Genomic DNA, 25779 nt, shown 5'->3' with positions numbered 1-25779 from the left:
CCTCTATTTAAATATTCTAGGCTACATTAAATCCTTTATATCTTTAACCTGTTCCTTAATTGCATTCAATTTACTTGCATCAATAAAATCATTAAATTGAATTTTTTCATGGAAGGTAACTTTTGATATAAGATCAATTGTATTAGTTATATATAGATTTTCTGTCACCTTTCTAAGTCCGTGATACTCTTCAGCATTGTATAGTTTTGTAACAACTATCACTAACTTATTATCTTCAATTTTATTTTCTACAAATTGTTTAAGTAATAAATTGTCACTTGACCATTCACCGATAATTACAATAAGATCTTTTTGTATTTCTTTGACCTTAGTAGCAATGGATGTTGAATCAACTAAATTTAAGAATAAGGAATTTGGAGGTTTAGGCATAGCCCAGTTTTTATTCCATTTTTGTTCAAAATAGCTTCTGTTTTTTTCCCAAATATTCCTGTAATGCTCTGACTGTAATTTTTTGAAACTAACACTACCATGATGATAAATAAAAACATCTTCAACAATTACTAATTTATAACCTAAACTTTTTACTTTCTCACAGTAATCATCATCTTCAAACATTCCGATTCCATAATTTATATCTAAGTCCCCAGCTTTTTCATACACTTCTTTTTTTATAGCTACACAATAAAAGCCTAATAAATCTGTATACCTAAAGTTCCCCTTATTAAATCGATTAAAATCTTGTAGCCATAAATTAGATGGGCCAGAAATAGGATTTGCTATACAAAAATCTAACATTTGATCATTTCCTACAGAATTTGAAACTGGGCCAGCCATACCAATATGATGATTTTCTACTAAAGGCTTAATTAGTTTTTCAATCCAATTTTGTGTTACGATTGTATCATTATTTAATAAAATAATGTATTCGCCCGTAGCTAAATTACAGCCTGCTTTATTTCCTCCTGCAAATCCTAAATTTACTGGTGAAAATAGTACCTTAATATTAGGATTTGCAATTCGAGCTAATTGTAATTTAGTCTCATCTGTCGAATTATTATCCACAATAATAATCTCAAAGTTTGAATATTCATTGTTACGAATCAAACTTTCTAAACATTGTTTCGTATATGACCAATTATTATATGTAACAATCACTATACTTACCTTAGGCTGTTGATTTATTAAATATTGTTTTATTTCGTGATATCTAGTTTCCCAGGTATTATTAGCAGCGTATTTTTTTCTTTCCTCAACTAATTGCTTATTATTTTCATTTAAACTTTGTTGAATACTAGTCTCAAAATCTTCTACTGTATCAGCTAAGTATACCAATTCTTTCATGTATTCCAGTTCAGGTAGTTTTGTTGAAACAACAGGTTTACCTGCCGCCAAATATTCATATACTTTCACAGGGTTCGTAGCTAATGTTAAATTATTTATTAAAAATGGAATTAAACATACATCGAACTTATATAAGTAACTAGGTAAGCTTTCATATGTAACCTCACCTGTTAAAATAACATTTGGCATTTTCTCTACATGAGAAACATCACAACCAAAAGTATTTCCTACTAAAACAAATGTCCAACTTGGATTTCGTTTTGCTAATTTTCTAATTAGCTCAATGTCAAACCATTCTGAGATAGCCCCATAGTAGCCAATAATTGGTCCCTTTAAATCTCTCACTTCACCAGCAAAATCTGTTGTTTTTTTTGAAAAATGATTATATTCTCCTGCATTTCGGACAAGAAGAGTATTTGGGTTTTTTTGTATCATTTTTTCATATAACCGTTGAGATGAAGCTAATACTATATCCGATGAATAAATCAAATTTTCTTCATTGGATAGCATTTCACTTGAGTTTGTTGAAAATCCCTCATGGTCATCCATACAATCATAAATTGTAATATTATTATCTAGACTTAATGAGACATTTGCCCAAAATGGCAAATCTAGAATTGAATATGTTGCACCAATATTGAATTTTAACTTTAGATACTCTATAGATTGATTAATAATTTGAAGGTCTTCTCCTTCAATTTTATCCTTATATGCATTTAAAGGGTTGTTTGAACATAATTTCACCCAATAAATATTAGGCTGTAACTCTTTAATAATGGTATGCTTAGCTATTTCTTCAATAGTAGGCTGGGTGTTTTTTAAACCATAGGTTTCAATTGAAAAATAAAATACCCTATGTCCATTTTTTTCGAATTGCACAGATATTTGTTGAGGACGTTGCCACCTAAAATCCCATTCAATTACAGGAAACCTAAATAAATCAATTTGTTTAGGATATGCTGCAAATAATTCACTATTATCTATAGTAGAGAGTTCACTGGATGATGAAAGTTCCAAAGTATAATCCGGAATTTTGTAATTTTCTATTTTTTGTAATTGTATGGGACTAAATCTTGCTAATTCTAAATTTTTTGGCACTGGTCTCTTTTTTATTTTTAGTTTCAACCACTGCAAAAATTGTTTTTTTTCACTAGTATTTCCTTTTAAAAATTGCTCATTAATTCTTCTTACTAAACACATTAATTTCCAGGCTTTAGTAGACTGTACTACTTCAAGTCTATTATTATAGTCTAAAGAATTTTGATAATAATGCTCGTTCAACCTCTTGTGTAATTCTAAGTATTCTTGGATATCTATTTTATCATTATTAGTCATTACTTTTTCACCGCTTTTCTAATCAGTGCCATTGATATTTTCTCTTATATAAGTTGAAACTTCTTCAATTTTTTTATTCAATTCTTCAATTATTTGGTTTTTCTCGAGTATTTGTTCATATAAAGATTTCCCCCACAAGGAAACCTCATTAATTTTTTGATTTTGGTCGAGAATTAATTGGTCTTTCTCTTCTAGATCTCTTTGTTGTTTTTGAACATATGTTGATATCTTCTCAACTTTCACATTCAATTCCTCAATCAAACTATCTTTCTCTTTAACTTCCCTTGAAAGCTCGCTTCCCCAATCACTTAATCGCAAAATTTCTCTTTTTTGCTCATGAAGTCTCTCGTTTACACTTTTCATATACTCTAAATCAGAACTCAAAGTAACAATAGAATTTATATTGTTTTTTTCAGTTAATAAGGTTTGCTTAGTATAAATAACAACAGCTTGCTTCCCATCCCATAAACTGTTTTGAATTAAACGACAATCAATCTCTTTAAAATAAGAAACCACAAACTCATTTATTCCAATTGGAAAACTATCATAATTGAAAGTATAAAAATGTTCACTTAGGCGCTCTACCTCTTGAAATGGAACCATAATAATTAAATGCTGTTTTGTCTTCTCTAACAATTTTTCAACTAATTCAAATGGGTTATTGAAGTGTTCTAAAACATTGGAAGTGAAAATGATATCGTAAAATTTAGACAAATTATAAATATCATCCTTGAAAAATCTGATATCAGGGTATAATTCTTTTGCTTTTTCAATTGCAACCTCTGAAAAATCAATGCCATCAATATCAATAGTTTGATATTTCTGTTTAAATTTATAGGCACCTTGACCTTCTGCACACCCTGCATCACACACTGTTACACCCTGTAGCGTATTTTTCATCCATTCTGGTAAATTATTCATTAATATGTCCACGAAGAAATTTGTTTGCTGATGACCATCCATCTCTTCCCAATCATTAATAAATCTCTCATCCCAATACTCATTACTATTAATATCTAATTTACTCATTATTTTTTCCCCCTCATCTTCATAAATTACTATTTGAAGTTCACATGTTGTTTGATCTGAGGTTGTACTAATGAAAAGAACCTTTTATTCCCTAGGACTTTAAAAACAACAGCATTTTCGATAAAATCGTAATAACTCGGATTATTGTTGCTTCGATCTTCTGCTGATAACACAAGTGAGTAGTCACCAGGTGTCAAAATATTTTCAAGTTCAAATTGCACTTCAACAAACTTATTATTCGAATGGTTTGCAAAACTAACTCCTTCATCAAAAGTCGTTGATACAATTAAATCAAGCCCATGTTTATTTCTAAAGCTAAAGGCAAACCCTAAATTTTCAAAATCTATATCAGTATCTATTACTTCTGCTATAAGCTTGATTGAGATTCTTTCACCCCAATATAGAATATCCGTATCCTCGTCTAACTGATTAAAAATATTGAAATCCCTAATTAAAACCTTATGATTTCCCCATCTGATTAGTTCTTTTTTAGGCTCTTTTTCTTTGAGCTTTACCTTTTTAACATTCGCCAAGTTTTCAGCTTTTTCTTCTAAAAATAAACTTTTTACATATTCTGATGTTATTTCACTTGGGCTTCCTTCTTTAATAATCTCTCCATATTGAAGCCAAATAACTCTACTACAAAAACTACGAATAGCCTGAACATCATGTGTTACTAGAATCACGGTAACACCTTTCGCTACTAACTTTTTCATATGATTCATGCATTTTAGTGAAAATGCCGCATCCCCTACAGCTAATGCTTCGTCAACTATTAGAATCTCTGGATCTATGCATGCTTGTACTGCATAAGCTAATCTAACAAACATACCACTCGAATATAGTTTTACTGGATGATATATGAAATCACCAATATCAGCAAAATCCAATATTTCCTGAAGCTTATCATCTATTTGCTTCTTTGAGAATCCAAGAATTGTAGCATTTAAATAAATATTCTCAAGGCCTGTGTATTCTGGATTAAACCCCGCCCCAAGCTCTAATAACGCAGATATTTTACCTTTAACCTCTAACTCTCCACTTGTTGGAGTTATTATTCCTGTAAGTATTTTCAAAAGCGTAGATTTTCCAGAACCATTTTTACCAATCAGCCCAATTGTCTCCCCACGTTTTATTTCTAATGATACGTTTTTTAAAGCGGAGAACTCTTTATAATATTTTTTTTTATTTATAAAGATAGCTTCTTTCAAACGGTCCATTTTATTTTCATATAATTTATAATCTTTTGTAAGATTTTTTATACTAATAACAATTTCATTTTCCATTCTATTTGCTCCTTATAGTGAATCAGCAAAATGCGGACGTAATCTTTTAAAAATAGTTCCACCTATTATCAACATGATAATTGTAATAGTCCAAAAATAAATAGTTAAATAAGGATGTTCCCAAAACCAAGTTTTATATATAAGTGCCTCTCTATAGCCATTAATAATATAATAAAAAGGATTCAATTTTAAATAAAAATTGTACTTCTCTGGAATTTGTTCTAAGGACCAAAAGATAGGTGTTAGCCAGAAACCAAACTGTAAAATTACACTTATTATTTGACCTATATCTTTCAAAAATATTATTAAAGCAGATGAAATAAAAATAATCCCCGTTACTAGAACACATACTGCCAAACAGTAGTAAATTATTTGCAAACTATATAAATCCAAAGAATACCCATAAGAGAGAAAAATCCCAATAACAAAGATAATGAAAGCGAAATGTATAACTAATCCAGAAATTACTTTAACAAGAGGTAATAACTCAACTTTAAAAACTACTTTTTTTACCAAATAATCATTCTCAATAACGGAATTTGTTCCATTATTTAATACATCAGTTATAAAAAACCACGGTATCATTCCACAGGATAACCATAAGATAAAAGGAAAATTATCTACTGGAGCAGATTTAAACCCTACCTCAAACACAAACCAGAAAACACCAATTGTAATAATTGGTGTAACAAAAGCCCATAGTATACCCAAATATGAACCTACATATTTCTTTTTAAAGTCTTTTAAAGTTAAATCTATTAATAATCTTATATTACTCATAATTTTTATACCTCATCGATATGCTCAGAAGTTAAATCCTCGCTTCCTTTTTTTTGCATGATACCTAAAATTATAAATAACGGTGCAGCTGTTCCTGGCAATGTATCATTAAACACGGCTTGACACAAAAATGCTAACGTGGCTACGGCTAATACAATAGTGCTAGTCTTACCGTTTAAAACTGCCTTTAGACTTCTTCCTACTACAATTAAAATCAATGCTAAAAATGCGACAAAACCAATAATTCCTGTACCATATAATATACCCAGATACATATTATGAGGTTTATCTACAATTACTTCTTGAGTTTCAAGATTCGCTCTTGCATCTTTATTATTGTGAGGGAAATTATAAATTAATGTGTCTAAACCATAACCTAACATTGGTCGATCCTTTACTAAATCCATTATATAAGACCATATATAAACACGTCCGGAACCTGCACCCACTCCACTCTCAGCAGGAGCTGGCAGTTCAAATTGAGCATCGGCTGCATATACACGATTATCCCAATTAAATATGTCACTATTAAAAGATATTGATTCTTCTTGATATGGATTACTTGAAATAAAGAAACCAAATGACTCATCCCATACTTTAGCGTTTTCCTTGGCAAGCACATGAACTCCTGCTACAGAAGCTATACAAAATAAAATTACTTGCCCTAAAGCAAACATTTTTTTGTCATGCTTAAGTGCTATCCATAAAATGATAGGTAACATAACAATCATTGTTAAGAAACCACTTGTTGATAGAGACATTAATACAATCAATATTGACAAAATTGATAAAACAAAGCTAGAAATTTTATCGAGCATATTTTTACCTACTATGCTATTCACTAAAAACATAGCTGCTATAATTGCAAACATTCCACTCATATAGTTACCATGGTTTAATGTTCCTACTAAATGAGAGCCTTCCGAAAGGTTCACATCACTTGGAAGAAATAAAGTTACTAATTTTTTCATCCATGCTTGTTGTAAAAGATCATTATCTGTAAAATTGAAACTAATAATGATAAAATTAATGATTGTTAATGGTGTAAAAGCATAAGTTACATATTTAACTACCTTTTTCGGATATTCAATATTCATCGCAATAAAAAATAATGCTAAATAGCAAAGCCAACTAATAGCCCCATCTGAACGGTTATATTGACCGTGTAATGCAATAGTGATGTTTGGTGAAAAGATTGTTGATAACACAATTATTACAGCAAATGCTCCTATAGCATAATTTAGTTTTGTTTTTCGAATTCTGCCATTCATAAATAAAATTTTCACCATTAATAGTAATGTTGCTAACACCGTAATAATGACAACAACTAGTGCTTTGTAGTGTGTGAAAAGATCACCTTTCTCTCCTCCCATTAATGTACTAATATTTGTAATCAATGGTGACTGGACCTCTATTACACTCCCCAAAACAATTAGTGGGACAAATCCAATTACAATAAGAAGTAACCCAAAAATCCACTTATCCACAGATTTTTGTGATTGAATATCCTCCTCAACATCATGATAGGCAACTTTTTCGTAAAACTTACTCATTATCCGTACCTTCCTTTGATTGTGAATTTTCAACCTGTGCTAATAATGATGTTACATATTCTTGATAGTCAGGAATATCTTCCAATGTCCATTGCGCTTCCTGACAACGTAATAACACGATTCTTGCTTCTTCAAACTTTTCTGCACCTAAAAATATTTCTCCCATTTGGAGCATAAACTTCGGGTCTTCTACCTTATATGGATTAATATCTAAAACTTTTTGCATATATATCGATGCTTGCTTCATATCACCATTTTGGGCATTTATTAGACCAGCTACATAGTTACCAACTTCTGAATTTGGCTGTTTTTTTAATACTTCTGAAAGCATTGCTATTGAACCTTCTAAATCACCATCTGTTTGTAATTGTATAGCTTGATTATATAAAGTCTCAGACATCAAAAATTCTTCATCTTGTTTGCTTGCTAAAATGCTCGCCACTATTAATCCAACTACAACAAATGTGACAATCCCTGACAAAATATATTTTCTTATGGATTCCGTGAATGTCATTATAAGTCTACCTTCCTCGAATTATGTATTTTTACACATAGAATCATTATACTATAAAATTACAGTCATATATAGGATATAGTGCCAATTAAAATTGGAACGATATTACTTTATTCAATTAAAATAAAAGAAATTGTAGATTACCTACTTGTACAGAATATAAAATCTCTCGAGAATACAACCCTCTTGAAATAATATAAAAATGATAGGATGAAGGTTTAAAGTGAAATTCAAATTTAGTTTATAAGTATTGCCTTATTAAACTCTTGAAGGGGGGATCACAAAAGATAATCACCGATAAGTGACCAGCAAAAGAGGATGTAATGGGATACTTTACTTATTGAAAAAATCCTTCTTTTATTTTGATACTCTATCGTATCCGGAGGCATGAAAAAACTGTATTCGCTTTCAAATTAGGCTTAGTAATAAAATGCCATGATCTCATACAACAGAAAAGACTTTGTAGATTGCTCCACAAAGTCTTTTCATAAAATTAATTATAGATTATTTAGTAACAGTTACACCTTTAGGGTCAATAGTTACTGTATTCTTTTTAGCAGCATCATCAACTGTGAATTTAGTAACAGCACCAGTAATTCCTGGGCTTGCAAAGTTCACAACGACAGTTTTCTTGCTATCTTTTACAGCAGCTACAGTACCAACAGTTGTATTATTAACTGTAACTTTATCTCCGTTTGCAATGTTTAATGCTTCAGAGAATGTGAATGTAACTTGTTGTTCTTGACCTAGTTCACCAGCTTCACTAGTTAATTTAGTTCCATTAACAACATAATCAAATGTACCATTTTTCACAGCTTTTAATTCTAATACAGAACCATTTACTGTAGCAGTTACACCTGTTACACGGTTGTTAATTTTGAACGCTAAGTCATTTAAAGAACTATAGAAGTTTGATTCAGGTGTCACTGTTCCCGTAGTATAACGAGTAAATTTAACACCGCCTACTTCTAATGTATTGTTATCTGCAGCATCAATAACAGCAGAGTCAATAGTTGCAGTTGCATATTTACCAACTTTGCCAACTACAGTTTCAACAGCTTTAGTTAAAACAGAAGAGAATTCATCGAAAATTGTTGGACCACCAGAAGTTGCTGTACGAACAATTTTAAATGTTACTTTACCATCTGCATCTTTGCTGTATTGTACTTCAGCTGCATTAGTAGTATATTTTTTCAATTCTGCAACAAATGCATCTGCATCTTCAAGTGAAGCGTTATTTTCAGCTACATATTTAGCATCTTTATAAGAAATTGCTTTTTTACCAGCAAATGTTAAAGTTTTGTCTGCAGTATTTACTGACGCAACTCGACCAATATAATTGTTAGTTACATCAGCTGTAGCTGTGAATGTTGCAGTTACTTCTTTAGCAGTAAATGCGAAATCTTTACTATCAGTAGGGTTAATTGCAACACCAGTAGCAATTACACGTACAGATGATGATTTACTTGGATCAACAAGTTTTACTTGTAAATCTGCTGAAGCTAACTCACGTGGGTATGATAATGTAATACTACGATTTGGTGAAACAGTTCTTCCTGCTACATCAATATCATTTGAACCTGTGTTAAATACTGTATAAGATACAGATTTAGTAGTAGCAGAGATTACGCTATTACTTTGGTTTACTAATTCTGCTCTAAATGTTGCTACTTGAGTATCTTCAAACTTAGTTTGTTTCTTACCAGCAGCATCGTAAGATTTAACTGATGCTCCATCAAGGTAAGCACGTTGGAAGTAAGAAATTGGTGCAACTGCTTTTGGTTCACCTTCATCAAGAGTAGCTTCTTTTGCATTAGAAGTGTTGATGTCAATCCAAGCAACAGGTGTTGCATAGTCATCTACTCTGTCAGAACCGATAACAAATGTAGCTTCACCTTTATCATTTGTTTTTACAGAGATTTGTTTAGCTGTGTTACCTGTGCCAGAGTTTGGATAGTAAACACTGTTGTCAGCATCGATAAATTTAGCATCTGTAACTGTTGAAATTACACGGTCTAAATCTTCGTTGAATGCTACATTAACTACTTCATTTTTCGCTAATTTACCATCTTTATCTTTTACAGTGATTTTATATTCACGACCATTATCAGCATAAATTGCTGCTACTTCGCCGCCATCACGAGCTACTTCGATAGTGTAGTCTGCTTGTACTGCTGCAAATTTAACTTTAGAAGCAGTAGCTTGTAAAGCAGAAGTTTTGTAAAGGTTAGCACTTTCATTAGTAGTAGTATTTACTGCGAAAATTACAGGAGTAACTTCTGCATTTGTACCAGAAACTGTGAATGTAGCTTCACCTTTAGAATCAGTTGTAACTTGAGCTGCTAATGGAGCAGTAGAATTGTTTAATTGTTTTACTGCAACACCGTTAACTGTAGCATTTGCTACTTTATCAGATGTTACATTCATGTTTTCAATAAAGCCAACATTGAATGTTCTACCAGATTCAGCTTTACCAGTTTTAGGGTTTTTGTAAGTAACTTTGTAAGTTTTGTTAGCACCGTTGTTAATTGTACCACCTGTAGTTACTTCTTCAACTGATAGAATTGTATCTACGCCCCAGAATACATAACCAAGTGAGAATTTAGAACGGTCACCAGTTGCATAAGCAGTTACTTCATCAGTACCTTCTTTATAACGAGTGTAAGAGTAAGTTGCGATACCCTCTTCGTTTGTTAACGCTTCACCAGTTAATGTTGGAACAACGCCATCATTGTTGTTACCTGGTACGTTGAAAGTAACAGGGATACCAGCTTTAGATTGACCATCAGCTACAGTTACTTTAGCTTGAACTTTAACTTCTTGACCAAGTTTACCTTGAACAGCAGAAGATACTAATTCAACTTTAGTTGGAATTACAGCTGCTACACCTTTAAATGAACCGATTTTTTCGTCATCTAAAGTTACAGTGTAATCTTTACCAGCTTCTTGTGCTGCAGTAGATAAAACAACAACTTTTTTGTTTGTTTGTTTTACAGAAGCATTTTTAATTTCTAAACCATCAATTTTGAAGTCTAGAGCTTGAACGTTATCAACTTCAGCGTCGAATGTTACTTCAACAGTTGTATTGTTGATTGCTTTAATAGCTGCATCAACTGGTGTTTCAGTATCACCTAGATTAAGAGTACGATTGAATACTACTGCGAAATCTTGACGAGTGATTGCTCCGTTAGGGTTAAGTTTCTTAGTATCAGAACCTTCGAAGATACCGTTAGCTACAGCGATTTCTAAAGATTCTTTAGCCCAACCTTTTACTTGAGAAGCGTCAGCAAATTGGCTAAGATCTGCTTCACCTTCTAAACCGAAAGCATCTACAAGAACTTTAGCTGCTTCAGAACGAGTTAATGATTTGTTTGGTGCGAATTCTTTTGCACTAACACCTTCGAAGATACCGTTAGCTACTACTGCTGCGATTGAGTTGTAGTACCAAGCACCTTTTTTAACGTCTGAGAAGTTTACATCTCCGTCAGCTTCTAATTCTAAAGCTTTTGTGAAGATTTCTGCAGCTTGTGCACGAGTCACAGTGTTTAGTGGGTTGAAGTTCCCGTTAGTGTCACCTTGGATTACGCCTTTATCAACTAAAGATTGTACTGCTTCTTTAGCGTATCCAGAGATTTTGTTGTAGTCGTTTACTTGCGCAGCAGATGCTACAGGTACGATTGCAGATGCAACTAATGCAGCTGTTGCTGATGCCGCGAAAAACTTACGGCCTTTGTTTTGCTTTGCCATTAATGTATTCCTCCCTAAAATTCCTTAAATTGATATTAATCCAATGAAAACTATAGTACCGCCTAGTTACCTAAATGTATGTATTATAGCTTTCTTGAATAATACAAAACTAAAGCAAATTTGTTAGTAAATTTACTAGAAAAAGCGTAGTAGAATACCATTCTAGTAAGTTTATTCACTTTCTACAATAATATAACACTATCTCTCCCTAAATTCAAGCATTGGGACATAAATTTAGATGTAGAAGATTTTTTTACCATGGCATTTAATAGATACCATTACTCTACCAACTAAATTACCCCTAGAATGGGTTGGTAACATATAGTTCCATTTCCTATTATACCTGACTCTCAATAATAACCAAGCATTTTCTGGAATGGTTACTAAATTGTCAAAAATTAAAGACTCCCGTAATATATTAGTTATATTTGTAAAGAAACAGAAATATAGGTAGAGTTTTTTAGCGAATTTTGCCTCAATCCTTCCATTTTCTCGAGTTTCTTCATTATTAAGTAATAGCTAAGTCTATCTGTCCCTATGTTGTAATAATAGATTATCTTTTTTTATGTTACACTTTTGTTAGTTTGATAGAACAATTATCAGCTATTGAAGGGAGCTTGAAAAATGAAACGAAAATTTCCTCTTTACGGGGCAGTGCTTGCAGGAATGCTATATCTTGCCCCTACTACCGCTTCAGCAGAAGATATTTCGAAGCACTGGGCCTATCATGAAATGAACTATCTGATTACGAACGATTTAATGAAGGGTGATGAATTTGGCAATTACCGTCCAAATGATGCTGTTACGCGAGCTGAATTTGCAGCATTTCTAGTTAGAACACTTAACTTGCCTGCTTCTTCTAGTCAAGCTACCTTCTCAGATGTAAAGAAAGGCGACTGGTATTACGGAGTGATCGAGCAAGCAAGCTATCACGGATTGATTAAAGGTGATGAGCAGGGCAAATTCAACCCGAACGCACATATTAATCGTCAGGAAATGGCGGCTATGTTAAAAAGAGCCCTCAATTATCAAAACATCAACACATCTTCCTCCCCTATTAACTTTAGTGACAATGCCCGTATCGCCAAATGGGCTTACGCAGATGTACAAGCTGTCGTAACATCAGGGCTACTTGTCGGGAAGCCAAACAATCAATTTGCACCTCTTGCACAAACAACACGTGCTGAAGCAGCGACCGTGCTCTATCGCTTAATCCATTTGGAAGCACCTGAAATTGGCGGCAAGCAATATACAACGACGAATTACTCATATGACTACTCTTCGGTGGTTAAAAAACAAGCTGCCAATAATCCAAAGGTCGACGGTGCTGGCATTTTTACAGCTAGCGACGCACTAGTGTCATACTATGTACATCCAAAGAGCGTTATGCAGGATAGCCCATCTTTTTATCAATTTTTAAAATTATCAACTGTCGTCAATAATTTGAGTGCCAAGGAACTGAATGAAAAGGTACTTGCTAATAAAGGAAGCTTAGCAGGTATGGCTGATGCTTTTATTCAGGCGGGTGTCGATAATAATGTAAATGCTATCTATCTGTTATCACATGCTTTACATGAAACAGCGAATGGTGCCTCTGCCCTCATTAAAGGGATTGAGGTTGGCTTAGACTCGAGTGGAAAACCAGTGATGGTCACTCCTGAAAATCGAGACAGTTTAACGGATATTAAGAAGACTTATAATACTTATGGTATTGGGGCTATTGATGCTGATGCCAATAAATACGGTGCTGAGCGTGCTTATACAAATGGTTGGTTTACCGTACAGGATGCCATTATCGGTGGGGCTCAATTTGTAAAAGATCAGTATATTAGTAAAGGACAAGATACGTTGTATAAAATGCGCTGGAACCCTGAGAATCCAACCATCCATCAATATGCAACACATGTTATGTGGGCAGTGATTCAGGCGAAAAAGATTTATGATATTTATGAATTAATTGGTGCACATACAACAACGAATTTAGTGTTTGATATTCCTGCTTATCAAGGTCAGTCTTCCGCTCCATCGTTACCAAACGCTTCGAAGCAATATGCTTTAGATCCATATATAGCTGGGGCAACTGGAAAAGCTACTACTAATCTCAATATGAGAACATATCCTAATACTGCAGATGCTACATCCATTATGACAAATTTACCAAAAGATACATCCTTCAAAGTACTTGGAGAAAATGGTGGTTGGTTCAAAATAAACGTCGATGGACAAGAGGGCTGGGTATTTGATGATTATGTTCAGCTAGAAAATGGTTTACAGATTGTCAACATGAACATCATGCTCAATGTCCGAAGTGAACCGTCTACGACAGCGGCTATTTTAGGTACAGTAAAACCAAACGGCTTTATTATCGGTGCTGTAGATGATAATGGTGAATTCGTGAAAAATGGTGCCTGGTATCAGGTTATCTATAACGGCAAAACCGGCTGGGTGCATGGAGATTATATTGTAAAATTATGATTTCATGCGATAATCTAAAAAAAGAGTGCGACTTTGTTTCGCACTCTTTTTTGTTGTCTTCCTTGCACAAATAAAAAACACTATATAATAGAAGAAACTCAAATTATCCAGTTATGAGCACCTCTGTTTCCTTCTAAAATTCAGTGCATCTTTAAGTGTGATTTGTTTGTTTTTTGCAATAGGATCCTCCTTTTTATGAAGATGAATTCCCGTTTATACACCCTACAACAATAGGTAAACTATTATCGAAAATTTCCTGTCAATATTGCTTTTATGGTATGATAGATTGCAGTGAAAAAGGAATTACAGAAAGGTTTGAACACTATATGAGGCATGTAACGATTATGGGCGTACCCTTTTTACATATTAGTCAGCAAGGGTTTGTAGATCTACTTGTTAATCGTATTGAACAGCAAGAAAAGACTTTCGTTGTGACGGCCAATCCTGAAGTTGTCATGCAGGCAAATGAAAATCCTACTGTGAAGGGATATTTAAATCAGGCGACCTACATTTGTGCGGATGGCATCGGTGTGGTTAAGGCTGCTCAAATCCTTGGCGATTCACTACCAGAGCGTGTGACAGGCTATGATACCATGGTGAAACTGTTGGAGGTTGGTCAACAAAAGCGCTTTAAAGTTTATTTATTGGGCGCACAAAAAGAAACAATTGAAAAGACCATTGCCAATATTCATAAGAATTATCCCCATGTTGAAGTCGTGGGCTATCATGATGGATTCTTTGATTGGAATAACAATCACATCGCGGACGATATCGCAGCCTTACAACCTGATTTGGTGTTTGTCGCTTTAGGAGTACCAAGACAGGAAAAATGGATCACTGAAAACCTGGACAAGTTTTCAAAGGGCGTATTTATCGGTGTAGGAGGCTCCTTCGATGTCATCGCGGGAACCGTGAAACGTGCACCAGTCATTTGGCAAAAGTTAAATCTTGAGTGGCTTTATCGACTGCTACGTCAGCCAAGTCGATTTATAAGAATGCTTGTTCTTCCACGTTTTGCTTTAAAGGTTTTCTCATTAAAGCTTAGAGGGCAGGGCACAGCAAAATGAGTCAATCAACATTTGTCAAAAGTACACTCGTCTTAACAATTGCGACATTACTTTCTAAGGTAATCGGTAGTATTTTCCGTATACCACTTCAAAATATTGCTGGTGATGAAGTACTTGGTATTTTCAGTCTTGTCTATCCTGTCTATATGGTGGCTTTGTATTTATCTGTTGCGGGTATCCCTATCGCTATTTCTAAATTGATTGCGGAGGCTAACTCAAGTAAGGATACTGCCAAAATAAAGAAAATTTATGTGACCGCAAGAATCCTTGCCCTATCCTTTGGCGTCATTAGTTTTACAATCATTTACGGTTTTTCAGCACAGATAGCGAATGCACTTGGTGGACCATCAACAGAAATTGCCTTAATTATTGTGGCACTGACATTACTTGTGGCTCCTTATATGGCCGTCTATCGTGGCTTTTTCCAAGGATTTGGAGATATGCGACCTACTGCCATCTCTCAAGTAATTGAACAGTTAGTTCGAGTTGCATTAATTCTAATTGTTGCGTATTTCCTAGTTGCGATGGATTATTCAAATGATATTGTAGCTGGTGGAATTATGGCTGGTTCTGTCCTTGGAGCACTCGGTTCACTTGTTTATTTACTCTATAAATATTTCCGATCTTCGGTAAAAGTAACGAGCAAGGAGAAATATTCGAGTAAGGATTTCTCCACATATAGTAAGACTATTCTAAAGATCTCCATTCCGATTGCAATTGGTTCTGTTACAATGGCACTTTTCAACTTTGTGGATTCCTTTACCGTCACATATGGGTTGAGAAATGCAGGGGCTGACGCAAGTGAAATTAGCTTCCTTTACGGTATATACGGTCGAGGGCTGACATTAGTTCAAATTACGACTGTATTTGCGTCTTCGATTATTTTACCGCTTGTGCCATTGATTACTACTAAAATTGCGGAACGTAAAATTGATGAAACACGCAGTATTATTGAACAAACACATCGTATGACCCATCTTATATCATGGCCAGCTGCTATTGGATTGCTAGCCTTAACCTTGCCTTTAAATCTAGCTCTTTTCAAGGACTTAGAGGGAAGCTTAATGTTAGCCATGATTAACCTTAGCTCTGTCTTTACATCTCTGACTCTTCTCGGAACAGGCGTTTTACAGGGTATGAATGCTGCTAAAACAGGCGCTCTTATTATTTTAAGTGGCGTTGTTCTGAAGGTGTTTGCGAACATCTTCTTCATTCAAGCATTCGGTCTAGATGGTGCTGCTTATGCAACATTATTGGTGTACTTTGTGTTATTTATTGTGAATACTGTCTTTATATATCGTATGATTCGCTTTACTGTTCTTGGAAAAGATACGGTGAAAATGATTGTTTCTTCAATCGTAATGGGAGTAGCCGTTGGTTTACCAACGCTTTGGCTTGATTTTACACATTGGTCTCGTATGTGGGCAATGGGCTATCTGACTATTGCCATCATCGTGGGAGGAGCTATTTACTTCCTTTTACTATGGCTAATGAAAGCTATTCATAAACAAGATTTAAAGAAAATCCCTGTTATCGGAAAAAGATTTTCATAAATAAGAGAGGTAGGACACTTATGTCGAAACAGAAATGGCTTTGGGGGATCATTGTTCTTTTACTCGTCGTTTCCTCCACAGGTATCATGATGAGGTGGAATGCGGAGCAATCGAATGATTCTTATGAAATCGTGATTCCCTATGATGAAATACAAACTGTAGATAAAAACAGTGATTTAACAATGGATGAAATCCTTTCCTCCTTAAAAGAAGCTGGACTGACAACCGTTAGTCTTGAGCCTTTAACATTAAAGGAAATGGAAAAACAAAATTTGATTACTGTCTATAAAGAAAACGACTTAGCAGCACAATTATTATTTACACCTTATAAAGATGCTGTTGATGTTACAAAGAGTGGCTCTTATATTCGAGTACCTGAAAATACAGACTATCAAAAACTGATTAAAGATAGTGTAGAACCAGAGGAAGTTCAAATAGGAGAAGAGGCTTTTTATTTTCTCCCTACTTCTAACCATAACTTTGATTTAAAAACGCCAATTGGCTATGATCAACCTGCTATTGATATGATTAGTAAGCATGATCTAGGCTATGTCTTTAAAGTGGAAAATGCAGATAATGAATTGGCTAACAATAAATTGGTGAATCAATTACTAGCATTAAAAGATGGTTCATCTGGTCGCTTGCTTGGCCAAGGTGACGAAGCAATTGGCTTTGGACAAAAAAAAGGCAATCAATTAGTTGAAAAATTAAGTGATGCGGGCTATTACTTCTATACAATCGAAAGTAATCCATTGAAGGGCGAAAGTAAAATCGCCCAAATAACCGATTACAATATGATTCGTTTGCATAGTATTAATATCAACAGACAAACGAAATTAAAGTTAAATGAAAGTATTGACCGTACAACAAGAGCTGTCAAAGAGCGTAATATCCGTTCTATCTTCTACCATATTAAAACAACTGGTAATGCCAAGGAAAATGTGGAGCAAACAATTGACTACTTAAATGGGGTACATGACGCAATGCCAGATCATTTCCAACCTGGCGAGCCAAAGCTGTTTGATAAGGTAGCTGTACCAGCCTGGGTCAAAGCAGCAGTATTATTAGCAGGTATTTTATTTACCTTTATCGTTTCAGAATTAGTCAAATGGATGCCTCTACGAATTGCGGCAGCTGGATTTATGACAGTACTAGCCATTGCGTACTTTATCCTGAAAAGCACTCTATTCTTACAGGCATTTGCACTAATTATTGCAGTTCTTGCACCTACCTATGCCGTAATTAAATCGGCTCAAGGTTCTACGAAAATGTCTAAAATACTTGTGCAATACTTGAAGGCAGTAGCGATTAGCCTTATCGGTATTGTTATTGTCATTGGCTTATTAAATGGCAATGCCTTTATGACAGGCTTTGCTACGTTCAAAGGCGTGAAGTTAGTTTATCTGATTCCAATTATGGGCGTCCTACTATTTACATTAATTGAGATGAACCGACTAGCTGATCAAAATATTAAAAAATCTTTATCTAATACCGTAACATTGTTAAATAAAGAATTAAAATATTGGCATGTGCTCCTACTAATTGTCGTGGCGGGTATCGGTTTATTTTACATTAGCAGAACTGGTAACTCTGGCTCAGTTAGTGATTTAGAATTAGCGTTTAGACAATGGCTAGAAAATACCTTATATGTACGACCAAGAACGAAGGAATTCTTAATTGGTTTCCCATTCTTTGTTTTAGCTTTATATGTAATGGGCATCAACCGCAAATGGGGTAGCATCCTACTTGTACCAGGTGTAATAGGATTCTTATCGATCGTCAATACTTTCACACACTTACACATCCCAGTAGCTGTTTCAGTATTACGTACTCTCTACAGCGTATCTCTTGGCTTTGTTATAGGACTAGTATTTATCCTTATCTTTAAATTCGGTTATCGTTGGGTTTCTAAGGCAATCGCGAGGTGGTCATAATGCACATTGTTTTATCTGGCTATTATGGATTCGATAATGTCGGAGATGATGCTATTCTGCTGTCCATTATTCAAGCTTTAAAGAAATGGCAAAGTGATATAGAGATCACTGTATTATCCAATAACCCAACTGCTACTGAGCAAACGTATGGCGTTAAAGCCATCAATCGTTGGAAAATGAAAGAAATCCGTCAATTGCTAAAAACAGCTGATGGACTCATTAGTGGCGGCGGTAGTTTAATGCAGGATCAAACAGGCATGAAAACTATTCCTTACTATGCGGGCGTGATTCAAATTGCAAAATGGCTGAAGAAGCCAGTATTTGTTTACGCCCAAGGTATGGGCCCAATCAACAACTCGCTTAGTAAATTTATCGTGCGGAAAACCTTTAACAAGGTTGAGCAAATTACGGTTAGAGATAAAGCCTCCCAAACTCTTTTAACAGAGATTGGTGTACGTAAAGAGACTAAAATTGTGCCAGATCCTGTTATGGGACTAAATGGTGGCGACTTTCATTGTGAATGGTTAGATCAAGAATCCCTAACAGCGGAAAGCTATATTTCTGTTAGTGTTCGTGACTGGCCATCTACAATAGCGTATAAAGAAAAAATTGCACATAGCTTAGACCAATTAGTACGTCAGGGTGAGCAAATCGTCTTCTTACCAATGCATGGTGAACACGATTTAAAAACTTCTCAGGAAGTGGCAGCACTCATGCAGGAAAAAAGCTTAATTGCTCCTTCTGATTTATCCATTGAGGAAAAAATTGCTGTAATTGGACAATCACAATTATTAATTGGGATGCGACTACATTCCCTAATCTTTTCAGCCATTTATGCTACACCTTTTATCGCCATTTCGTATGATCCAAAAATTGATGCGTTTGCTGATATTGTTGATCAACCGGTTATTGGACATGTCGAGAAGGATGATTGGAACGGTGTCACATTGTTCGAACGAGCTATCGCCATTCTAGAATCGTATACGACAGTTCAAGAAAATATGCGTCAGGCTGTGCTACCATTACAGCACGAAGCTACGGCAACGGCTAAATTAGCGATTGAGACTTTCTCTAAATAAACATAAAAAAATGATGAATTTCAATATTAATTGAAATTCATCATTTTTTTCCGACTTCTAATAATTTTAAAACGGACTGTGCCTGCTGCATATGCATCGCCAAGATATATTGACTGGCCTGCATTAAAATCTGGGCTTTTATCATATTCATCATCTCTTTTGCAATATCAGCGTCTCGAATTCGTGACTCGGCTGCTTGTAAATTTTCTGCGGTGTTCACATTGGCATTATAGGCGTGTTCCAAACGGTTTTGATAGGCACCTAGACGAGAGCGTTCATTAGATACGCGTTTTAAAGCATCATCCATAGAAGAGATAGCCTTATCTGCCTCATCCCTAGTAGCAATCGAAACATCTTTCAAACCAAGTGCTTCTGAACCGACACCATTGATCAACAGTTCAATGCTCTGTCCTGCGTTGGCACCTGCCTGAATTTTAATCCCATTTGTTTCATAATCGCCATTCAGTAATGTTTTTGTATTAAATTCGGTATCAGTTGATATACGTTGAATTTCCTTTTTTAGCTCTTGGAACTCCAAATCAAGTTGTTTCCGATCCTCATCCGTTAATGTATCATTGGCTGCCTCCACTGCTAGTTCTCGCATACGCTGAATCATTGCATGTGTCTCATTTAATGCACCCTCTGCTGTCTGCACTAATGAGATGCCATCCTGTATATTTTTTGCCGCCATATTCAATCCACGAATTTGAGCACGCATTTTTTCAGAAATGGCAAGACCAGCTGGATCATCTGCTGCACTATTAATTCGGTAACCTGTAGAAATTCGTAGCATTGCCTTACTCATGGCACCGTAATGTCGATTCATATTATTCAGGATCGACATCCCCGTAGCCGACCAATTACCTAACATTTACTCACCACCCTCTTGTCACTTATATCGGTCTATCCTCCATTTTTTTAATACTTAGTTCGGAAATAGTTTCCAATATATCAGGATTTATTAACTATTTGTAGAAAAAATATTCTTAATCCTAAACTTTTGACCTACCCTTGATAATAAAAGCACCCCTTCTCCTAGTAAGAAAAGTGGGCGCTTAATGGGCATACCATCTATTCAATTGTGAAACCTCCAAGTTGATGGTTCTTTTGCTGTAATAGATTAAAAAAGAGTGATTTATTGTTCTCTAATAATGCTTGATCGATTAAGTTATCTAGATTTCTAATTTCAATCTCTGTAATAAGTTGATCAATTTCACCTACAGTCACTGTAGAAACAAGCGGAAGTTGTTGTTTTGGTGTAGCGCTTTCAAGTATAGGTGCCAGATGATCATGGACGTTGGTAATAAGTAATAGCTGATAAAGTGGTAATCGAATAAATCGATTGCCCTTTTGGAAAACAAACACCTCAGATAAATTTTCAATTTGCTGTGTCTTCATGTTGATAATCATCTCTTTACCTTCTATGGGAATGAAATGGAAAATCTCATTCTCTTTTAAAATAGAGAAATATTGATAAGCAAATACGAGACGTAATTTGTCTCCAGTAATTTTTGTATAAAACGGCTTCATGTATTGAACTTGCATCATCCTTCATCCCTCCTAATTATCTGATTATTCAGATTTTAACACAAATCAAAAGTCTTGTTAACTATCTTTGAATCAATTTATTTCTTTCTGATCATTCAGCTTATCATTGCCGCATTTTAATCGTATAATGGAAGGACAGTCTTTTTTCCTTTACTACAATTAATCCATATTAAACATAGCCATATATGAAGAAAGGAGTGAGGTGATGGCATTGTCAATATCGCAATTGGCTAAAGAGCATCAAGAATTCGTGTTAACTAAATTAAAAGAAGCTGAACATGATTTACATCCTTCCTCTACGGAAGATGAAGAACTAGTCCGTCGTGCTGTCTTTTCGGTTAGAAATAAGTCCATTATTTTTGACCGTTTTAATGGAGCCAGTTCTATATTATATGCAACTGTCCAGGATGTCAGACCCGCTTCTGTTGAAATTGATTTCGCCAAGGAAGAGTTACGCTGTAGCTGTCCTCAGCCAAAATGGTGTCGACATCAGGTAGGTACTTTACTTGCTCTCTACCAGTACTTTGATTCAGTTCAAAATTGGTCTAGTGCTTGGCGTGTTCAAAAATCTGTCCAGTTAAAATCATTAGCTGATGAACGTAGCCCTCAAAGTTGGTCAATGATGGTTGAAGAAGTAATGAAACGATTATTGCCACCGGGTCGCGTTTTAGAAGGCTATGGCCTTTCTGCTATAAGGACCGATGCATTGGACCGTCTGCGTAGACATATGCCCTTTGAGCGTGAATGGCAACCTCTTTATAAACTGTATATGGAGTTAGCCATTTTCAATTCTATCTGGCGACATTTAAATGAAACACCTGGTCATTCATTGGATTCTCCTTATATGAAATACTTTATTGATCAAAGTAGTCAATCTTTCGAGAGCATACTAACAGAGCTGACTAATCGTTCTCGACTTTTCGCGACTGATCCGTTTTATGATGCTCTCCAAGAGGAAGTACGAAAGTTTTTATTAGAACGACATGGATTATTTCCAAATCGACTTCGCCTATACATGCTACTTTGGGCGGTGCTTTTTTATGAAAAGCCTCGTCGTGAGCAGGAATTAGATTATATAAATAATCTTGAAAACCCTTCAGCAGAAATATCCTTAGAATCATTAAGATTATTATTTTATGTACTCTTACAAAAAGAGGACTTACTGCTTGAAAGTTTGACACATATTAATTTGCATCATATGCAGGATCTATTTGAACTCGCTACTTTTGCTCAACGTGCTGGCGAATCAGATGCGCTGGCTATTATTTTACGAGCGATACTGCCAATGACAGAAGCCTTTTTACAGGAAGTCGTGCCAGTTGTACAACGAGCTCAGTATGTTCGTCAATTCCAGCTTTTATTTGATGAAATACAGCTTACCGAGGAAGAGGAAGCCATTCTATACAGCGCCTTTGGAGTCTACGGCCTTCAGCCATTCTCTTCGTTCTTAATTAAAAAAGGACGTTATCGAGATTGGGCAGCTCTTCATCAATTAAATCCTTCTTCACTATCTTATTTAGAGATGTGTGGATTAAAGGATGTGTTACAAGTTGAACCGGCTACGGTTTTACCTTTATATCATGTATATGCAATGGCGGAAATTGCCCAAAAATCACGCATGAATTATAAACAGGCAGTGCGCATTTGGAAAAGTATGCGTAGTGCCGCAAAACGCGCTGGTAAAACAGCTTATTTTGAAACGTATATACAAACAATCCGTTCAGAATATAAACGACTCCGTGCGTTACAGGAAGAAATCGAGAAAGGAAACTTAGTATGATGACAATAAATGCCAATTCTCCTTCCCCTTTTTCTAAAACTCAACAGCTTCGTATTGATGTAGCTCGGGAAGGATATTTTACGTTGCGAGGCTTTACTGAAAATGGTACAACAATCGACGTAGAAACATTCAAATCTTCATTGTTCTTTACGTATGAGGCAAATATCTATGGCTTACTAACAAATCAGGCAGATTTAACAATTGAGGTGTCCACTGCTGAGCTTCTTGATATTTTTTCATCAAGCTATCAACATCCCTTTATCAGCTGGGTTGGTGTAAATGAAGATAGTAAAGAATGGCTAGGTAAAGTATTGGCTTTACAAGATTATTGGCAGGAGCCCTCACTTTGGTCACATGCTGTCATTGCAGAAGATTTTTCTACACTAACCTTTCCTATAGATGATATAGATTCTGCATTATTAGAAATGGCGGTGCAGCAAAAACTTTCACAAGTAGGACTATTATTTTCTGATTTACCAAAGCTATTGCCCTTTTTCTTACGAGGTGGCTGGCCATTAGATCAAACTCGCCAAGTCGGTGCCATCACAGTGTCTTTACGATTAAGTGAACCAGAAGAAGATTCCGATGTCTGGCTATTAGAAACGGTCCTTAGTACTGCTACTACAAAAAATTACTGGACACCTGCCATTCGTAAGCAGTCATTACTTATCGAAGATGCACTGCCTACAAAATGGCGAATGTTTGCAACTGTAATTGAGCAGCAACAACAACAAATAGTCGATCTACTATCTAAAGATGCTATCAGTAGCGAAGCCTTTATTCGTGTGACACTTGAAGACATGGAGGTACGATCTTTTTTACGTGAGGATCTTGCCAGATTACAGGCACTTGGCTTTGATGTTGTACTTCCTGCATGGCTAAAGGATTTAAAACAATCCAAATTCCGGGTCCGTGTTACAACTAGCAATGCATCCACAAAAAAAGTCGCTGGATTAGATGATATTTTAACGTTCAAGTGGCAATTTTCGATGAATGGACAGACGATTTCACCTGAGCAATTTAAAAAGTTGGTGGAAGAAAAGCGTGAATTTATTCGAATAGGTACAGAATGGTTCCGTGTTGACGCTAACTGGATGCAAGAAATGCGTGCTCTAATGCAGCAGGCAGAAGATGAGAGCTGGACTGTCCGAGAATTACTATTCAGGGAATTGCCCGAAGATTTATCTGCACCTCTTGAAGAAGAGGATGCTGACGATGCTCTTCGGGATGATCCTATCTTTGCATTGGAGATACAACAATCGTTAAAGGCTTATATGGAACAGCTCTTAGACAAAAAGGGTTTACCTGCTGTACCAATTCCAGAGTCATTACAAACAGAATTACGTCCTTATCAAATTGATGGCTTTGAATGGCTAGTCTTTATGCGTCAGCAAGGTTTTGGTGCATGCCTAGCCGATGATATGGGGCTTGGTAAAACGGTTCAGATGATATCCTATTTACTTCATATATATGAAACAGTAGCTGATTACACAAAACCATCCATTATTATTTGCCCTACCTCAGTGCTTGGTAACTGGCAGAAGGAGCTTGCTCGATTCGCTCCTTCACTAATTGTCCATACTCATTACCAAACTAACCGTGCAAAAGATGATGATTTCCAAAAAATGATATCGATTGATAAGCCACATGTCATTTTATCAACCTATGGTACTGTGTCACAGGATACTGAATTTTTACAGAATATTGACTGGGCAACTGTTGTATTAGATGAAGCTCAAAATATTAAAAACATGCAGACCTTACAATCAAAAGCCATTCGTAAATTACTGGGTGATCATCACATTGCCCTGACTGGCACTCCTGTAGAAAACCGTCTATCTGAGCTTTGGGCTATCTTTGATTTTATTCATAAAGGCTATTTAGGTAGCTTTGGTCGCTTTAATGAAGAATTTATATTGCCCATAGAACGAGATGAATCTGAATCCCATAAACAAAAGCTACGAACGAAAATTCAACCATTCTTATTACGTAGGACAAAACGAGATCCGCATTTGCAGCTGAACTTGCCAGATAAGCTAGAATCAAATGAGTATTGCCCATTAACAGCCGAGCAAGCTTCTCTTTATGAAGGCTATATTTTAGAAACCCTTGATCAGCTAGAAGAGTTAACAGGCTTTCAAAAAAAGGGACGCGTCTTAAAAATGCTCAGTAAATTAAAACAACTATGTAATCATCCTGCCCTATATTTAAAGGAACCTTTCGAGGATGCCGAAACAATGCTTGCACGTTCGGCAAAGTTAGAGCGCATTGTGCAAATGGCGGCTGAAATTGTGGACAATGGCGAGCAATGTCTGATTTTTACACAGTATATTGGAATGGGACAATTGCTACAGCATTGTTTAAGTGAATTATACAATGTAGATGCACCTTTTTTAACAGGTGCCATGCCTAAGCAGCAACGAGACCGCTTAGTAGAGGCGTTTCAGGCAGGAGATTTCCCAATATTTATTCTCTCCTTAAAAGCAGGTGGAACAGGATTAAATTTAACAGCTGCTAATCATGTCTTACATGCTGATCGCTGGTGGAATCCAGCTGTCGAAAATCAGGCAACCGATCGTGCTTATCGCATCGGTCAAACACAATTTGTGCAAGTCCATAAATTTGTAACACTTGGCACAATTGAAGAAAAGATAGATAAAATGCTAGCGCAAAAATCAGCGCTATCAGAAGAACTTATTCAATCAAGCCAGTGGTTGACTGAATTGGAGGATCAAGAACTTCGTGACCTTATTTCATTAGATATATATTAATGACAAGCGCCAAGGACAAAAGTTCT

At 35.4% G+C, this 25779-nt stretch carries 16 protein-coding genes; 7 read left to right on the top strand and 9 right to left on the bottom strand.

Annotated features, from left to right (window positions below; translation table 11 throughout):
- Window positions 1-21: 21 nt before the first annotated feature.
- The 7 genes from MKY88_RS03145 to MKY88_RS03115 all read right to left on the bottom strand — a co-directional run bounded on the left by MKY88_RS03145 (window position 22) and on the right by MKY88_RS03115 (window position 11546).
- Window positions 22-2637: a glycosyltransferase gene (locus MKY88_RS03145; RefSeq protein WP_340812996.1), complete on the bottom strand. Its 2616-nt coding sequence runs from the start codon at window positions 2635-2637 to the stop codon at window positions 22-24.
- Between the two features lie 18 nt (window positions 2638-2655).
- Entirely contained in the window at window positions 2656-3666 is a 1011-nt protein-coding gene (locus tag MKY88_RS03140; RefSeq protein ID WP_340812995.1) for a class I SAM-dependent methyltransferase, read from the bottom strand.
- Between the two features lie 29 nt (window positions 3667-3695).
- Window positions 3696-4952: an ABC transporter ATP-binding protein gene (locus tag MKY88_RS03135; protein ID WP_069480023.1), complete on the bottom strand. Its 1257-nt coding sequence runs from the start codon at window positions 4950-4952 to the stop codon at window positions 3696-3698.
- Window positions 4953-4964: 12 nt separating this feature from the next.
- Window positions 4965-5732 carry an ABC transporter permease gene (locus MKY88_RS03130; RefSeq protein WP_025114739.1) on the bottom strand — a complete coding sequence of 256 codons (768 nt, stop codon included), beginning with the start codon at window positions 5730-5732 and terminating at the stop codon, window positions 4965-4967.
- 5 nt (window positions 5733-5737) lie between these two features.
- A complete protein-coding gene (locus MKY88_RS03125) occupies window positions 5738-7285 on the bottom strand; it encodes an O-antigen ligase family protein (RefSeq protein WP_340812994.1) in 1548 nt (515 codons plus the stop codon).
- On the bottom strand, window positions 7278-7799 hold the full coding sequence (locus MKY88_RS03120) for a tetratricopeptide repeat protein (protein WP_340812993.1): 522 nt from the start codon (window positions 7797-7799) through the stop codon (window positions 7278-7280). Before MKY88_RS03120 ends, MKY88_RS03125 begins: the two co-directional genes overlap by 8 nt.
- A gap of 504 nt (window positions 7800-8303) precedes the next feature.
- On the bottom strand, window positions 8304-11546 hold the full coding sequence (locus MKY88_RS03115) for an S-layer homology domain-containing protein (RefSeq protein WP_340812992.1): 3243 nt from the start codon (window positions 11544-11546) through the stop codon (window positions 8304-8306).
- Window positions 11547-12170: 624 nt separating this feature from the next.
- On the opposite strand from MKY88_RS03115, the gene MKY88_RS03110 reads away from it, so the two are divergent.
- The 5 genes from MKY88_RS03110 to csaB all read left to right on the top strand — a co-directional run bounded on the left by MKY88_RS03110 (window position 12171) and on the right by csaB (window position 19654).
- Complete coding sequence (locus MKY88_RS03110; protein ID WP_340812991.1) at window positions 12171-14021, top strand: S-layer homology domain-containing protein; 1851 nt, start codon at window positions 12171-12173, stop codon at window positions 14019-14021.
- Window positions 14022-14347: 326 nt separating this feature from the next.
- Window positions 14348-15088, top strand: coding sequence for a WecB/TagA/CpsF family glycosyltransferase (locus tag MKY88_RS03105; protein ID WP_232540439.1), 741 nt, complete (start codon window positions 14348-14350; stop codon window positions 15086-15088).
- Complete coding sequence (locus MKY88_RS03100; RefSeq protein ID WP_340812990.1) at window positions 15085-16641, top strand: putative polysaccharide biosynthesis protein; 1557 nt, start codon at window positions 15085-15087, stop codon at window positions 16639-16641. Before MKY88_RS03105 ends, MKY88_RS03100 begins: the two co-directional genes overlap by 4 nt.
- 20 nt (window positions 16642-16661) lie before the next feature.
- Complete coding sequence (locus MKY88_RS03095; protein ID WP_340812989.1) at window positions 16662-18575, top strand: DUF5693 family protein; 1914 nt, start codon at window positions 16662-16664, stop codon at window positions 18573-18575.
- A complete protein-coding gene (csaB, locus tag MKY88_RS03090) occupies window positions 18575-19654 on the top strand; it encodes a polysaccharide pyruvyl transferase CsaB (RefSeq protein WP_340812988.1) in 1080 nt (359 codons plus the stop codon). The genes MKY88_RS03095 and csaB overlap by 1 nt, the downstream gene beginning before the upstream one ends.
- 40 nt (window positions 19655-19694) lie before the next feature.
- On the opposite strand, the gene MKY88_RS03085 is transcribed toward csaB, so the two are convergent.
- Together MKY88_RS03085 and MKY88_RS03080 are read right to left on the bottom strand one after the other, a co-directional pair.
- Window positions 19695-20525 (bottom strand): flagellin N-terminal helical domain-containing protein, encoded by an 831-nt coding sequence (locus tag MKY88_RS03085; RefSeq protein ID WP_340812987.1) that lies wholly within the window; start codon window positions 20523-20525, stop codon window positions 19695-19697.
- Window positions 20526-20725: 200 nt separating this feature from the next.
- A complete protein-coding gene (locus MKY88_RS03080) occupies window positions 20726-21202 on the bottom strand; it encodes a transcriptional regulator (protein ID WP_069480012.1) in 477 nt (158 codons plus the stop codon).
- Window positions 21203-21407: 205 nt separating this feature from the next.
- On the opposite strand from MKY88_RS03080, the gene MKY88_RS03075 reads away from it, so the two are divergent.
- Both MKY88_RS03075 and MKY88_RS03070 read left to right on the top strand, forming a co-directional pair.
- Window positions 21408-22982: a hypothetical protein gene (locus MKY88_RS03075; protein ID WP_340812986.1), complete on the top strand. Its 1575-nt coding sequence runs from the start codon at window positions 21408-21410 to the stop codon at window positions 22980-22982.
- On the top strand, window positions 22979-25753 hold the full coding sequence (locus MKY88_RS03070) for a DEAD/DEAH box helicase (protein ID WP_340812985.1): 2775 nt from the start codon (window positions 22979-22981) through the stop codon (window positions 25751-25753). The genes MKY88_RS03075 and MKY88_RS03070 overlap by 4 nt, the downstream gene beginning before the upstream one ends.
- The last annotated feature ends 26 nt before the right edge of the window (window positions 25754-25779 follow it).

The organism is Lysinibacillus sp. FSL R7-0073 (genome assembly GCF_038009065.1).
Taxonomy (GTDB): Bacteria; Bacillota; Bacilli; order Bacillales_A; family Planococcaceae; genus Lysinibacillus; species Lysinibacillus fusiformis.
The sequence above is the reverse complement of the archived record's forward strand: the minus strand, read 5'-3'. Positions and strand labels throughout refer to the sequence as shown.